At 47.7% G+C, this 16,052-nt stretch carries 11 protein-coding genes; 5 read left to right on the forward strand and 6 right to left on the reverse strand.

Annotation, left to right across the window (positions count from 1 at the left end):
• Positions 1-86 precede the first annotated feature (86 nt).
• Positions 87-2,156, forward strand: coding sequence for a hypothetical protein (locus tag MKY01_RS06030; protein WP_339285864.1), 2,070 nt, complete (start codon positions 87-89; stop codon positions 2,154-2,156).
• Between the two features lie 46 nt (positions 2,157-2,202).
• Here the strand turns inward: MKY01_RS06030 and MKY01_RS06035 are convergent, their stop codons facing one another.
• On the reverse strand, positions 2,203-3,912 hold the full coding sequence (locus MKY01_RS06035; RefSeq protein WP_339285866.1) for a sigma 54-interacting transcriptional regulator: 1,710 nt from the start codon (positions 3,910-3,912) through the stop codon (positions 2,203-2,205).
• Between the two features lie 395 nt (positions 3,913-4,307).
• Here MKY01_RS06035 and MKY01_RS06040 point away from each other — a divergent pair, with 395 nt between their 5' ends.
• Positions 4,308-5,978 carry a collagen-like protein gene (locus MKY01_RS06040; RefSeq protein WP_339285868.1) on the forward strand — a complete coding sequence of 557 codons (1,671 nt, stop codon included), beginning with the start codon at positions 4,308-4,310 and terminating at the stop codon, positions 5,976-5,978.
• A gap of 368 nt (positions 5,979-6,346) precedes the next feature.
• Here MKY01_RS06040 and MKY01_RS06045 read toward each other — a convergent pair whose 3' ends face one another.
• The 4 genes from MKY01_RS06045 to MKY01_RS06060 form a co-directional block, all read right to left on the reverse strand.
• Positions 6,347-7,222, reverse strand: a complete 876-nt coding sequence (locus MKY01_RS06045) for an SDR family oxidoreductase (RefSeq protein ID WP_036612068.1) — start codon at positions 7,220-7,222, stop codon at positions 6,347-6,349.
• A 29-nt stretch (positions 7,223-7,251) separates the two neighbouring features.
• Positions 7,252-7,731: a hypothetical protein gene (locus MKY01_RS06050; RefSeq protein ID WP_036612071.1), complete on the reverse strand. Its 480-nt coding sequence runs from the start codon at positions 7,729-7,731 to the stop codon at positions 7,252-7,254.
• A 127-nt stretch (positions 7,732-7,858) separates the two neighbouring features.
• On the reverse strand, positions 7,859-8,416 hold the full coding sequence (locus MKY01_RS06055) for a MarR family transcriptional regulator (RefSeq protein WP_047841886.1): 558 nt from the start codon (positions 8,414-8,416) through the stop codon (positions 7,859-7,861).
• A gap of 171 nt (positions 8,417-8,587) precedes the next feature.
• Positions 8,588-9,511, reverse strand: a complete 924-nt coding sequence (locus MKY01_RS06060; protein WP_282319173.1) for a proline dehydrogenase family protein — start codon at positions 9,509-9,511, stop codon at positions 8,588-8,590.
• Positions 9,512-9,831: 320 nt separating this feature from the next.
• On the opposite strand from MKY01_RS06060, the gene pruA reads away from it, so the two are divergent.
• On the forward strand, positions 9,832-11,379 hold the full coding sequence (gene pruA / locus MKY01_RS06065) for an L-glutamate gamma-semialdehyde dehydrogenase (protein ID WP_282319172.1): 1,548 nt from the start codon (positions 9,832-9,834) through the stop codon (positions 11,377-11,379).
• A 128-nt stretch (positions 11,380-11,507) separates the two neighbouring features.
• Positions 11,508-12,812 (forward strand): RNA polymerase factor sigma-54, encoded by a 1,305-nt coding sequence (rpoN, locus tag MKY01_RS06070; protein ID WP_282319171.1) that lies wholly within the window; start codon positions 11,508-11,510, stop codon positions 12,810-12,812.
• A gap of 120 nt (positions 12,813-12,932) precedes the next feature.
• On the opposite strand, the gene MKY01_RS06075 is transcribed toward rpoN, so the two are convergent.
• A complete protein-coding gene (locus MKY01_RS06075) occupies positions 12,933-14,366 on the reverse strand; it encodes an aspartate ammonia-lyase (protein ID WP_017690253.1) in 1,434 nt (477 codons plus the stop codon).
• 335 nt (positions 14,367-14,701) lie between these two features.
• Here MKY01_RS06075 and MKY01_RS06080 point away from each other — a divergent pair, with 335 nt between their 5' ends.
• Positions 14,702-15,979 carry a methyl-accepting chemotaxis protein gene (locus MKY01_RS06080; protein ID WP_036672371.1) on the forward strand — a complete coding sequence of 426 codons (1,278 nt, stop codon included), beginning with the start codon at positions 14,702-14,704 and terminating at the stop codon, positions 15,977-15,979.
• Positions 15,980-16,052 lie beyond the last annotated feature (73 nt).

Genomic DNA, 16,052 nt, shown 5'->3' on the forward strand with positions numbered 1-16,052 from the left:
AGTTACAAAATTGATAGTTTACTGAGTTATGAAATGGATTCAATAAAGTATATTAAAAGTACCAGTATCTAGTACGGAGGACATATATGGGAAACAGTAGTGAGGCTCAATACGACAAATATGTTGAGGATGGCAAACGTTTCATTGGTCGAACCAAGGAACTGACGACACTGGAGCGGTGGTTCAATCATCCGGAAGCCCCATTAACCATATTTTCAATTACGGGTATGGGAGGCATTGGTAAATCTTCCTTGCTTTCAGAGATGTTATCTGTCTCTCGGGATCGAGGTGCGACGGCAATATGGATGGATGGTCGATCATGTGGGGCAACTCCTTCCGTTTTTATGGATTATTTGTCCTCTACATTAGGCTTGGAAACAATGGATAGTGAAGGATACCCGCGACCATTGAGTCTGCTGAGAGACACATCGATCGAGAAGAGATTGGTTCTGGCCGTGGATAATTATGAAGAGCTTGCTCTGTTAGAAAGCTGGTTCATGGAAGTCTTTGTATCCAAACTTCCGTTAAGAGGGATACTTGTCATTCTTGCATCACGCCCGGAACTGGCGTCCACCTGGCGGACACATCCCCGATTACATCAGAGATTTATACAGATGCGGCTTCAACATTTTACAGTTGATGAGATTATGGAATACATCACGGTGGCAGGCTTTCTGAATCAGGGGATGGCGGGTACCATTACGCGAATGACCGATGGACATCCGCTGGGGCTGGCCCTTGCTGTAGAAGCTGCGGATCAGAGGAGGAATCTTCCACAGTCCGAATGGGCTGAACTGTCACATATGATCAGTGCACGATTGTTATTGGAACTGACGAATTCCCGTCTACATCCCATGGTGGAGGTACTGACACTGATTGAGACAGCCAATCAGGAATTGTTATCATCTGTCCTGGACATGACTGTGACGCAAGAAGACTACCACATGCTGAGACAGATGTCGTTTATTCGTTCCGGTCCGGATGGTCTTGGACTGCATGACATGGCCAGGGTACATCTGCTACGGGATTTTCGACAGCGTGAGCCACATCGGTTGCAGACATTGCGTATCAAGATTGCGAAGCTGTTGAAACCGCTACATGAATACGCAGGGGCTCATGAGCGTCGTCAAATCGCCCGAAAGATGCTGCTGCTCTGTCAGGAATCGATGCTTCAATACCGCAAGTACGCAGACGTGTCTCGTGATTCCCTGTTCTCCCCTCTTGAGACGATGAGAAAAGAGGATCTGCCCGCTCTGCACAGCTTGTTACAGCAATGGTGCGAGTACAGCGTGGAACCATGGCAGGCGGTATCCTATGGTCCCTTCCTGGATGAACTGGCGCACCGTTATCCCGAAGGAATCGTATTAATGCGTGACAAACTTGGGGAGACAATCGCCATGTTCATTACGATTCTTGTACATAGGGAGAGTAGTGAGTTGTTACTAAAATATTTTCCAAATGAGATGTATGAATGTTTCACACCACTGGAACTTGAAAACGACCCGGATCAGAGTGATACGCACTTTGCCTTGCTGGCTGCGGCAAGAGATGATGTGCCTGGTTATACACGAGAAGAACTGGTGGGATACATGGCACTGGATCGACTATCTCTACTGGGTGATGGTGCACGAGCGATACTCGTTGCAACGAATCCTCACCTGAAACTATTTTTGCAGAGCATTGGATTCCAGATGCGAAGAACCCGCACCCGTGTCTGTGACAGATTCGAGGACCAGGCGGACATACTTGATTTGGATTTGCGTAGCGGGCAATTCGGAGAGTGGGTCATGTCTCTGCTTGATCCGGAGTCAACAGAGGATCGTATACAGCCGGAAACAACGGAAGTGGATGGTTTAATCTGGACTGAACAGGATGTTCGCAAGATGTTGGGGGATCTTCGTTCCCCGGGAGAATTACATGAATATGCTGGCAGGGTTAGAGGAGTAAAGGATGGAATCCAGTTACAGCTGTATGTCATGGATCTGTTAGAAGACAGATTACATGGCCTATCTCCACAGGATCAGATGCTGTTATATGCGGCCTACTGGACGCATGCTGGCAATCCAACTGCCGCAGCCCAGACGTGTTCCATGAGTCGGGCGACATTTTATCGCCATCTCAGAACAGCGCTGACTCGCTTGGCGCGGATTTTGTAGGGTTCTATTCATTCATATACCAATAATAACGACAAGAAGAGGCTGGTCATAGACCAAGCCTCTTCATGCGATTATAGAGCGTTGCCCTGGAGATGCCAAGTTGCTTGGCGAGGGTTCGTTTGTTGCCACCTGCTGCTTTCAGATATTGAATTAGAAGTTGCGCCTCATAGGTGTCCAATTTTTGCTGGTAGGTAACACCGGAGACAAGTTCGGAATCATCCGAGGGATCTGATTCGTCCACATTTGCAACTGTTTGAGGTTCTTGTTCTGCTCCTGCTGAATCCTGACGTTGCTGATATTCGTTGTTGGCATGTGAATGAATTCCGGATGTCAGTTGAATTTCGGACTGTTCTTGTATGGTGAGGGAAGTGAGGGTGTCGGGCAGATATTCCTGCTTCACCTCACCATCTGTCGTCAGAATGGTCAGGCGTTCGATCACATTTCGTAATTCACGTACATTGCCTGGCCAATCATATTGGAACAGCAATTTGAATACTTCAGGTGGAACCAACTCTATATGACGGTTATAGAGCAATGAGAATTCTTGAAGGAACGTTTGGGTTAACTCATAGAGATCTTCCTTGCGCACACGCAGAGGAGGGATGACAAGGTTAATGACATTCAGCCGATAGTAGAGATCTTCTCGGAATTGATTGCGTGCAATCATACTCCGTAGATTCTGATTGGTCGCAGCGATAATCCGGCAGTCGGCCTGTTTCATTCGCGTTCCCCCCACAGGAAAGTAACTCTTCTCCTGCAACACCCGAAGCAGTTTCACTTGCAATTCCAATGGCATCTCACCGATCTCATCCAGAAAAAGAGTACCCCCTTCGGCAAGTTCAATCTTGCCCTTTTTGCCTTTGGGATCCGCTCCGGAGAAGGCGCCTTTTTCGTAGCCGAATAATTCACTTTCGAACAAGGAAGCGGGAATTGCCCCACAGTTAATAGCGATGAACGGTGCCGTCTGCAATTCACGAAGATCATGAATGGCTTTGGCGAATAACTCCTTGCCTGTGCCACTCTCTCCGAGGATAAGTACGGTTGCTGAGGTGGTGCTGATCTTGCGAATGGTATCCATGCACTGCTTGATGACCGGGCTGCTGCCCTTGATTCTGGCAAATGGATCTAATTCGGGACGTAGCCGAGCAACGGCTTTCTCCAGGTGCTGGACTTTGGAGGTCATATGTAATAGTTCCTGATGTAATCGGATTTCGGTTGTTATATCCACTTCGGCAGCAACTGCACCCACAATATGTCCATCCAGTTGGACAGGACGAGCATTAATCAGGGCGAACAGGTCGGGCCGTGGCTGATGCTGTTTGCGATAGACCGTTTCGCCGGTATACAACGTCTTGAGAGACTGTAGCCGATCTGGAGGAAAAAAGTCCGCCGCGGGTTGTCCGATAATATCATTTTTGCTGATCGAAAAAACATGCTCCGCGCCAGTTGTCCAGTAGGCCACTTTGGCATCTTCATTAATTAATGTCAGAGCTGAACCCGCTGTCTCCAGTGTGGTCTCAAAATAAGCTTCTATTAGGCGATGCGCATGCATCATGGCATGCAAAACATCGGATACGGCGATATATCCCAATAGAGGGCCATCATCCTGAAGGAATAAATAAGAAGATGTGTCGAATAAGCAGAAGGCATCTACCAACGATGTTGATGACGGAATGGTAAGTGTGGGGAGGTCTGTATCCAGAACATCCATATCCGTACGCAATAAAGACATTAATTCTGGAAGTAAATGTTTCATCGATATCACCTCAGTTAGGGCATAACTTTCAGAACTGTACCTGTTACAAGGAACTTTTATGATCGGAGTAAATGGAAATATTTGAGTGAGATAGTTATCCATATTATAGCTTTCAAAGTGAAGTGTGTATAGATTTTTTGACATGAATCATACATAAGACAATCGGAAATAGTGGTTAATTTTGTTTTGTACAACTAGAATACGTTCTCAATCTGAAGCGAAAGTGAAGCATTCATGAACATGACAGTATCAGTTCGTTAATCTCAACACATTCACTGGGCAGGTTAAGTGATTCTATATGTTGACTCTCAATTTGTCCACACCATTAAGTATCGTCTGAATAATACTATACCAAGGACTGAAATGAATGAATTCAATCGAAGGAGGGTGATGAAATGGCGATTCTATCAACTGGGCCCATTGAGAATAATATTTCAGGAATAACGGGGATCCGACCAACTCAATCCGTTACGGTCAAAATCGATAACCGGAATGCGACAGATGTGTTCACAGTGCTTCTTCGGGGCTATTACCTTAATGGAGTCAGAACATTATATGTAGAAGAACTGCTCAATGTATCACCTAATCAGGTCATAACCAAAGTTTATAATGGGAATTTTGATGCTTTTGAGTTTGTATTTTCAACCTCAGACACGGCTGCTCCAGAAGCACAAATATCCGTATGGGGTAAAAATGCCGCAGGCGAATTAGTCGCGGCTCACCGATTGGTATCCCAGGAGTTATTGGGAGAAACGCTGAGCACAACGGGTGTAACTGGAGCCACTGGAGCCACGGGTATTACGGGAGTAACAGGAGGCACCGGAGCTACTGGAGTGACAGGAGCTACGGGAGTAACGGGAGGCACTGGGACCACCGGAGTAACAGGAGCCACGGGCGTTACGGGAGTAACGGGAAGCACCGGGGTCACCGGAGTAACAGGAGCCACGGGCGTTACGGGAGTAACGGGAAGCACCGGGGTCACCGGAGTAACAGGAGCCACGGGCGTTACGGGAGTAACGGGAAGCACCGGGGTCACCGGAGTAACAGGAGCGACGGGCGTTACGGGAGCAACGGGAAGCACCGGGGCCACCGGAGTGACAGGAACCACGGGCGTTACGGGAGTAACAGGAGGCACAGGGGCCACCGGAATAACAGGAGCCACTGGCGTTACGGGAGTAACGGGAAGCACCGGGGCCACCGGAGTGACAGGAGCCACGGGTGTTACGGGAGTAACGGGAAGCACTGGAGCTACTGGAGTGACAGGAGCTACTGGAGTGACAGGAGCGACTGGTGTTACAGGAGCAACGGGAAGTACCGGGGCTACCGGAGTGACAGGAGCCACGGGTGTTACGGGAGCAACGGGAAGCACCGGGGCTACTGGAGTGACAGGAGCCACGGGTGTTACGGGAGCAACGGGAAGTATCGGGGCTACCGGAGTGACAGGAGCCACGGGCATTTCTGGAGTAACGGGAAGCACTGGAGCTACTGGAGTGACAGGAGCTACTGGAGTGACAGGAGCGACTGGTGTTACAGGAGCAACGGGAAGTACCGGGGCTACCGGAGTAACAGGAGCCACGGGTATTACGGGAGTAACAGGAAGCACTGGGGTTACCGGAACAACAGGTGTCACTGGAGCAACCGGTACAGCAGGGCAAGGGTTGTCCTCTTATGCCTATGTTTTTAATACTTCAGCTCAAACTGTAGCTATTGAAGCGGATGTAATCTTCGACAGCAACCAAAATCTTACTAATATTACTCATGCGCCCAATACCGCTGCGATTATTATTGGTAATGCCGGGGACTATGCGGTGTTTTTCAACGTTGCAGGTGTGCAGGCAAACCAATTCACCCTTTATCAAAACGGAGCCCCTGTAGGTGGCAGTGTCTATGGTTCAGGAGCTGGGACTCAACCGAATCCAGGCATGGTCATTATTACGGCTGCTCCCGGTGATGTGCTGACATTACGGAATCATTCCAGCGCATCAGCTGTTGGTCTGCAAACACTAGCAGGTGGAACACAGACCAATGCTAATGCTTCTATTCTTATTCAACAGTTAAGTGGTTAACTTTTAAATAATAAATGGGTGTGTCCAGAAAAATAGACATTTAAAATTGTGGTCCTATCTCATAATTAGTGGTTGACAGTGTTCGGTCGCAAATCATGGGAAGTTCTCACTTTAATAATTTTCGCATTAAAAGAGTCATAATATAAAGTCTAGCCGCTCTTTTTGAGTGGCTAGACTTTAGCTTAATTAATAGTTAAGTTCTCTCATTAAAAACATTATTACCGGCTAGGATTCCTGTAGAGCTCATAACCATCCTCTAGAACGCTGAAGTTCGTTAAACTTAGCATTTTTGTTTATCGCTTTAATATGCGGTGGGGTCGTTAGCGCTTGGAGCGAGAGAGCCCCTTTTCGTTATTGTATAACTTGGTTTACAGCCTTGGTTTAAATGCATCTCGATGTTCTCTCAGGAATGCATCAAGTGAACGCGGCGCTCTGCCAAGCAAGCGTTGGACCGTATCTGTCGGCTTCTCTGGCACAACGGAAGACATCGTCTGAATTTCCACAACGTGGTCTGCAAGCCAAGGAGGCATCTGTCCATGTTCGATCAGATCCGTTCGAAGCTCCTCGGGTTTGAGGTTGAAGAATCCGATCGGACGATTGAACAGGGTGGACATTTTATCTGCAATCTGTGCATAAGTGAATGCTTCGGAACCGGTAAGCGTATAGATGCGGTTCACTGGTTTGTCTCTAGTCAGCACTTCTGTGGCAATATCTGCGATGTCTCGGCAATCGATGAAGTTGCACGGGGAATCTCCAATGCAGCCGAAGAATACATCTTGAGTTGTAATGGTTGGTGCGAGTCGGAGCAGATTTTGCATAAAAGCATAGGGCCGCAGCATTGTATATGTCATCCCGGATTTCACTAGAGCTTGCTCGATTTGTTCATGCCAGCCTGCTACAGTTACTGGTGAACGTTCGTCATATGCTGGGCTGGATATTTTGACGACATGCTTGACTCCCTCTTGCGCAGCCATCTGAATAATGGATGTCTCTAGTTCCACTTGTTTAGGGTTGTTGGATAACGCTAGAAATAGTTGACTGGTACCCGCCAAAGCTCTGCGCATGGATTCGGAATCATTTGCATCGGCAGCACAGATTTCAATCCCGGACAACGCCAAGTCCGCCATTTGTTGACGAAGCTTATCCGGCTTTCTACTTACTGCCCGAACGGGAATACCTCTTTCCATCAAACGTCTCAAAAGTACATTTCCAATCATGCCTGTTGCTCCAATAATAGTAATCATGTTTCAATCTCTCCTTATAATGAACTTGTTTATTTGATAATGTAAGCTCGCCAGCGCCATGTCATGATCGTACAAGCTATTGCACCGGACAATGGAAAATCGAACCCAATATGATCCAACCAAGCCCATGAAGAACTCGGGTTTACGATCTGCAATACATTAGAAATCCCCCACGCCGCCACCAAGCCAAACCCTGCGCCTGCAAGTGCCAAGCAGCCCACGACAATGATTCGGGGGGCTTTTGCCACCCACCGTGTGCGGTTCTTACGGTTACGAAGCCAGAGTCCGGCCCATAGAGCCATAAGCAGAGACGCCCCTCCAATCGTTGTTAAAGCTCGTAACTGAAGGACTTCATCAGCGGTAACGATTCCCCCGATGCTTGCCATGATGGCAGGAGACAAGTAGGCCGGGATTAATTCACGCCACAGCACAAAAGGTTTTGGGGGAGGATTAGCAGCTCGGTTTGGATAAGCTTCCTCGGAATGAATGGGGTCATTAAGGTTAACCATATCACTACTCCTTTTTTGTTTAGAAATCACTGATTTGCTTTCATCTATAAGTAATTAGGAGCCTAACTATATGGTGATGAAAATGGGCTAGTTGAACTAGCCCGGTTCACCTTTCTTCGTTATGCTCCTAGGATTTTGGTTCGGAGAAGTCGTGTGACTCATCTGTAAGTGCAGCAATACCTTGTGTTACACGCCCCAGCAGGTTGAGAAACACACTCCTTTCCTCGATCGTAAGTAATCCAACCATCGCTTCCAGTCTGGCAAAATGTTCCGCAGCCATATCCGTTAGTTTCTTCGCACCTTTGGCGGTCAAAATGACTGACTTCTGACGACCATCAACGGAACTCGTCCGACGAGCAACCAGTCCGTCGCGTTCTAAAATCTCGATTAGACCAGTTACGGTAGCACGGGTTACACCCAGATTTTCCGCCAGTTGGGAGGGCAGTTCTTCTCCTTCGTGATCTTCAAGATCTGCCAACAGACGATATCGTCCTGTCGATAAACCAAATCTGGAGAAATGGATTTCTGCAGCATGCCCAAGTTTGGCTCCTGCTACCATCAGTCTGGATGCGACAAGCACGGCTTGTGCATCCACGTCTAATTGATAGCGATCAACCTGACGCTTCGTTTGTACTAACGAAGGGATGAGGTACATATCAGTTGTTGATTTGTTTTGATTGTCCATACATATAGTATGGTGCCTAACTATATAGTTGTCAACTTTTGTTTAGACCATTCGTCAAGTTGGATGCTCTCGTAAAGTGTTCGTACACAAAAAACCATGTGCCCAGAAAAAAAGAGGCGACATGGTTTTCTTTTGTCTTTTTTCATAAATATTGATCCAGCTGGAAAATAACTATCGGAACATATTCTTAACGACCATCCAGAGATTAGCCGGTTTTTCGGCCAAACGGCGAGTATAGTACGGATACCACATGGTGCCATAAGGTACGTAACAGCGAATGCGATAACCTTCTTTGGCGAGACGTTCCTGTTCGCTCATGCGCAGACCATATAACATCTGGAATTCAAAGGCATCCGGCGAGATTCCCCGATCCTTGACGTATTGTTTTGTCCAGTTAATGATGTGATCATCATGCGAGGCAACCGCAGTGTACACACCCTGATCGAGGTGATTACGAATCATCGTTTTGAATTGATGAATGACTTCAGAAGTATTCTGATAGGCGACTGATCCGGGTTCTTTGTAAGCACCTTTAACCAGTCGAAGCCGGATGCCTTCCCGAATCATATCACGTGTATCTTCTTCGGTACGATGCAGGTAGGCTTGCAATACTGTGCCTGTATTATGCAGTCCTTCCGAGTGCAGTCTTCGCACAATATCCAGCGTTGCTTGAGTAAATGGACTATCCTCCATATCAATTCGAACAAATAGATCATGTAATTTGGCTTGTGCGGCAACGGTACGAATATTTCGATAACCCTCTTCCGGGTCAAGTGCGAGGCCCATCTGGGTTGGTTTTAGCGAGACGTTGGAGTCTACGCCTTCACGTGCAATGCCTTCTACCAGGCGTACATACTCATCCCTGTACAATGCCGCTTCGCTCAGGCGGGTGATGCCTTCGCCCAGATGATCGAGTGTAGCCATAATGCCTTTATTATTGAGTATGTGGATCTCTTCGAGAGCTTCTTCCAAGGTGTTTCCTGCAATAAACTTGCCTGCCAGCTTCTTACCATATCTAATAGACAGGTTCTCTACAGCTTTGTTGCCTGCCACGGTTAATAAGGTTTTGCGATATATTTCCGTTCCCACACTCATTTTCGTTTCCTCCTTCAGCATTGTGCATCCTTAATTCAAGCAAGAAACGTGCCAGATTTGGCGATGGTCTACTATTTTTCATGGAAATTTTAACTTTATAAAAAGGAATCAAAAAAATCTGGGGATAACAGCGATCGGAAGGTTATTCTGTCATCGGAGTGGCCCGTGTGAATTTTCTTTAGTTAAATTTAACGAGAAAAATATTTCAATCTCAACCGGAGTTGGCACGGATTTTGCTACATATATTTGGTGATGAGTAACATGCAAAATAATTCAGGCGAGCAGCCAGCGAATCTTACATCCTGAAGGAGGAATCATTGATGAATATCCCTTTTGTTAACGAACCATTCACACCCTTTGCAGTCCAGGCGAACCAGGAAGCATTTGAAGACGCACTTCGTCAGGTAGAAGCTGAACTTGGGCAGGAATACCCGATTATTATTGGTGGGAAAAAAATAACAAGCAGCCGCACGTTAACTTCCGTGAACCCCGCAGCCAAGAATCAAGTTGTCGGAACGATCCATCAGGCAGATCGAGAATTGGCCGAAAAGGCCATTCAGACAGCGGCGGAGACATTCCACACATGGAAACATACTGACCCGAATGAACGGGCCCGTTATCTATACAAAGCAGCTGCCATTATGCGCCGTCGCAAGCATGAATTCTCCGCATGGATGGTCTATGAAGCCGGCAAGACTTGGCCTGAAGCGGATGCGGACACAGCGGAAGCCATTGATTTTATGGAATTCTATGCACGGGATATGCAGCGACTGAGTGAACCGCAGCCCCTCGTGCGGATTGCAGGGGAAGATAATGAACTGAGTTATATACCGCTGGGCGTTGGTGTTGTTATTCCACCTTGGAACTTCCCACTGGCGATTATGGCAGGTATGACCTCTGCTGCACTGGTATCCGGCAACACGGTAGTATTAAAGCCCGCCAGCACAACTCCGGTGATTGCCGCGAAGTTTATGGAGCTGCTCGCAGAAGTTGGTCTGCCGGATGGCGTCGTGAACTTTTTACCTGGACCAGGCAGTGAAGTGGGTGATTATCTTGTGGATCATGCGCTCACCCGGTTTATCAGTTTCACCGGTTCCCGAGATGTAGGACTGCGAATTAATGAACGTGCAGCACGTACTGCTCCAGGTCAGAAGTGGATTAAACGGGTTATTGCAGAAATGGGCGGCAAGGATTCTATCGTTGTAGACAGTGACAGTGATCTGGAACTCGCGGCAGAGTCCATTACCGCTTCGGCATTTGGTTTCTCAGGACAGAAATGTTCGGCGTGTTCCCGTGCCATTATTCATAAGGATGTATATGATGAAGTGTTGCAAAAAGTGATTGAACGGACACAGAAACTGACGATGGGCAGTCCACTTGAAGTTGGCAGTCAGGTTGGACCAGTTATCGATGACAAGGCATATGCAAAGATCACGGAATATATTGAAATTGGCAAGGGCGAGGGACGTCTTGTGCACGGTGGCGGTACCGGGAACGTTGAAGGTTATTTCATTGAACCAACCATAATTGCCGATGTGGATCCCAAAGCCCGGATTGCTCAGGATGAGATTTTTGGTCCTGTGCTTGCGTTCATCAAAGCAGAATCATTCCAGGATGCATTGGATATCGCCAATAATACAGACTATGGTCTGACCGGCGCGGTGATCTCACGTAATCGTGAACATCTGGAGCAGGCAAGACGTGAGTACTTTGCGGGTAATCTGTATTTCAACCGGAAATGTACCGGAGCACTGGTAGGCACACATCCATTTGGCGGATTTAACATGTCAGGCACGGATTCCAAGGCAGGTGGAAGAGACTATCTGCTGTTGTTTACCCAGGCGAAGCTGGTATCCGAGAAATACTAGACAGAAACCCATGATCCAACTAAAAACTTCTTACATTCACTTGAATAGTATGCTATTATCCCTGCAAATCCTTTTGTTCGTATAAGAAACACAGATGCTTATTACCGAAGGCATAAGGAGGGTAACGGATGTTAGGTGTTCAGTTGGTACAGGAACAACGTATTCGGCTGTCCATCACGCCGGAGATGAAACAATCCTTTCAATTGCTAACCATGTCTGGTCAGGATCTGACCCGTTATTTGCAGGATGCGGCGGAGGAAAATCCGGTGCTTGAACTGGAAGAACAAGCTACGCCCCTTGCCCGGATTCCGCGGCGAATGGATCAGCGCAGGTATGATTCCTATGACCCGTTGCTTCAGGCCAAAGGTGCCGAACCTACTCTGGAACAATTGCTGATTGCGCAAATTCGAGTAATGACAATTCCAGACGAATTGGAAAATATGGCCATATATTTGGCAGGGTGCGTTAATGATGATGGTTATCTGACGGTTGAACTGGCAGAGGTGCAAGCAACACTTGAGCTTTCGATGAGCAAGATTGCAGCGGGACTGGAGCTTCTCCAATCGCTGGACCCTGCTGGTGTAGGGGCGCGGAATCTGCAAGAATGTCTGTTGCTCCAGATTAGACGTGATCCATCAGCAGTGCTGAATGCGGAGTGGATGGTGGAAGCGGGATTGGAAGCACTGGTTCCTTTTCACCCAGGTAGAACAGGGAGTCGATTAGGTATGACTTCACGGGAAGCTCAGACTGCCTATGACTATATTACACGTCTGGACCCCAAGCCCTGTCGATCCATCGGATGTACAGAACGGCCACATTACATTATTCCGGATGCTATTGTTGGGTTGCGTAACGGTGAGGTCCATTATAGTCTGCATGCAACAGGTAACCCTCGGGTATCGATGAATGAAGCGTGCTTCCGCTGGATCAGGGAAGAGGCTCCCGACGCAACCTGGTCTACCCGCGTGGCAGAGGCGAGGGCTATCATTCGGAGTGTACACTTGCGGCGCAGAACTTTAGTGCGTGTGCTGGCGGCAGTGATGGAAGAACAGAAGCACTTTTTGGTCAAAGGCCCATCCGCGCTAAAACCACTTAATCTGGCTGTTATTGCAGAGAAGATTGGCATACATGAATCAACGGTAAGTCGTGCGGTGAACGGTAAATACATTGAGACCTCACATGGTGTATATGAACTCAGGGCTTTTTTTGCCTCGGGAATCAGTACAACGTCAGGGGATAAAACATCAGCATCAGCGGTGAAACGTAGATTAAAAGAAATCATTCGCATGGAACAGGCTCAGCGTCCATACTCGGATAGTCATTTGGCCACATTGCTCGCCGAGGAGGGGATTGTCATCTCCCGCAGAACGGTTGCCAAGTACAGGGAGGAACTTCAGATTCTGCCTTCCCTTGAGCGTAAACGTTGGGCTTAATCGAATAGCTGGCGTCTTATCATCTCTGAATACAAGAACCCCCGCAAACCGGATAAACGGTCTGCGGGGGTTCTTGTTAATTATTTGTGTTTGGGTTGCTGCATTAGTTTTCCTGATTACCTACAAACGTTCCATATTACGCAGGAAGTGTTCTCCGGCAATCCCTGGTGTAGTCATCTGTTCCGGATGAAGAATCTCTTCCAGTTCTTCCGGTGTCAGCAATCCGCGTTCGAGAATAATCTCTTGCAAGGAAAGTCCAGTCTTGAGCGCTTCCTTCACGATGGAAGCTGCCACATTATAACCTAAGTGCGGGTTCAACGCCGTAACCACACTGAAACTTTGCTTCATGATTAATTCGCAGCGCTCACGGTTAGCTTCCATCTCTTCAACTGCATAACGCGTGAAAACATCGATGCCGTTATTCATAATTTTCAGCGATTGCAGCAAGTTGAACGCAATAACTGGGCCCATGACATTCAGCTCGAATTGACCGGCTTCACACGCCATACAGATCGTATGGTCGTTCCCCATCACCTGGAAGGATACCTGGTTAATGACTTCTGCCATAACGGGGTTGACTTTGCCCGGCATAATGGACGAACCTGGCTGACGCGGTGGCAGGCGCAATTCATTGAATCCTGCACGCGGACCTGAAGCCATCATGCGAATATCATTACAGATTTTGGAAAGGCTAACCGCACATACTTTCAGCGCCGCTGAAAGTTCAAGATAGGCATCTGTGTTCTGCGTTGCATCCACGAGATCCTCAGCTGTTTGTAGTGGAAGTCCGGTAACATCAGACAGGTGCTCTGTAACCTTGACGATATATTCGGGTTTGGCATTGAGACCTGTACCTACCGCAGTTGCACCCATGTTAATGGTAAGCAAGCGGCGATTGGCGAATTCAAGACGCTCAATATCCCGTCCGATTACACGGGCATAAGCTCCGAATTCTTGTCCAAGGCGAATAGGTACGGCATCCTGAAGATGGGTACGGCCAACCTTGACCACATCGTTAAATTCCACTTCTTTTTTACGGAACGCATCCTGTAGTCTCTTCATGGTAGCGAGTAACGTCTCCGACAGTCGGTACGCCGCAATGCGCAGTGCTGTAGGTACCACGTCATTGGTGGACTGGGACATGTTCACATGATTATTGGGATTGCAATGGAAGTAGTCTCCCTTGCTTTTGGTTAACAGTTCCAGCCCGCGGTTGGCCAGAATTTCGTTCATATTCATATTCATGGAGGTGCCTGCACCGCCCTGAATGGAGTCTACAATAAAATGATCCAGATGATGGCCTTTCATCATTTCTTCAGCTGCCATGACAATCACATCGCCAATCTTGCTCGGCAGCATCTTCAACTCCATGTTGGTAATCGCTGCTGCCTTCTTCACCGCAGCCAGAGCCGTGATCAGCTCCCGGTGTACCGGAACGCCGGTAATCGGGAAGTTTTCCACGGCCCGTACCGTCTGAATTCCGTAATAAGCATAAGCCGGGATTTCTTTTTCACCGATAAAATCTTTCTCCGTCCGTGTGGACATAGTAGACATCTCGTTCGCCTCCAGTGGCATCAATAAAAATAGTTCGGCTCCAGCGTTGCTGAAGCGCACTCAGTATATCATTTAAGCAAAATGGATGCCAATCTAAATCATTTGGCCTCTTGTGCCGATAATAAATAAAATTAGGGATATTAAATGGGATATTATTCAATTTTTAAGAAAGGGAGGGGTGGCTAAGCTTGTCTTATACATTATGCGCTATATGGTAGAGAAGTCATGCATGAACGGCAAGTATGAGGGGGAATAGAACGTTTTCAGTGATGTATATCACATGAAATTTGGTACTTGATTGGTAAAATAGGAAAAAAGGACTACGGGGTGTGCACATGAAATGGACTTTAGGAGCAAAGACTGTCGCAGGTCTGGTACTGATTTCGATTATTACCTACGGAACTAGCGGCTTTTTTATATTTTTTGTCAAAGACTGGGTTACGTTAGATATTCCGAATTGGGTATACATATCGATTATCCTGATCATGGGAGTATGCTGGAACGGGATTCTGGGATGGTTTGCCTCACGCTGGCTGACTCGTCCAATCGTTCACCTGTCCCGGGCTGCACAGCAGGTTTCAGCGGGAGATCTGACAACCGAGATTCCGCAGCGACGCACGCAGGATGAACTTACTGTATTATATGATGCTTTTCGCGCAATGGTTTCTAACCTTCGAAGCATTGTAAATGATATTGCAGACAGTACAAGAACGACTTCACAGAACGCACAGTCTCTGAGTGAAGCGATTACCCAGGCCGCTGAACAGATCGAGATGATGTCGGATGCGGTAGATCATATTGCAGTAGGCGTAGAAGAGCAGAAGGTCACTTCCCATCAATCTTTGATCACTGCGGATGAGATGCTGAACGATTTCCAACGTATGCATAGCCAGTCAATGGACATGACAGAGATGTCCGGTCAGATGGAACGATCGGTGGATCATACCAAACAGACTTTCTCATCGTTGATGAAAGGGATGGACGAGCTGGCCGAGTCGCACAATCGTTCCCGCGATATTATGCTGTTGCTGGAGAAGGAAGCCTCCGATATCGAGGTAATTACCCAGTCTGTCAAAAACATCGCAGAGGAAACTGGGTTACTTGCCTTGAATGCTTCCATTGAGGCTGCACGAGCTGGCGAAGAGGGTTCTGGTTTTGCAGTCGTGGCGCAGCAGATCCGCAAGCTGGCAGACGAAAGTAAGGAATCGGTACACCGTATTAATGAGCTGATTAGTCGTGTGCAAGAGCGGATCAGGGAGACAGCCCAACTGTCTCATGAGCAGCATGGTCTCGTGGTTAATGAATCGGAGCGGACCGTCTCTGTGGATCAGACGTTGCATGAACTGACAGGTACAGTGGAAGTATTTATGAAGGGTGCACATGATATCGGCTCCAAGATTGCAGAACAGACCGGTCGCGTGGAGCAAACGCACGGTCATGTGAAGAAGATCCAAGGGAAAGCTGGATCGTTCTCGGATGAGGCGAGACGAATTATGGATGCCGCACACGAAGAGACAGCCATCATGGAGGAGATTTCATCCTCGGCTGAAGAACTGAGACAATTAACCGATCGGTTATTGGACAAAACCAAAGCATTCCGGATGCAGCCTTAAGCTGTGTTCGGGATTTTTTTTGTTTTTGGAGCACAGTTTTGGCATGATAATTTGCTTATTCTGGTTAAAGCCG

It is taken from the genome of Paenibacillus sp. FSL R5-0486 (assembly GCF_037975155.1).
Classification (GTDB): Bacteria; Bacillota; Bacilli; order Paenibacillales; family Paenibacillaceae; genus Paenibacillus; species Paenibacillus amylolyticus.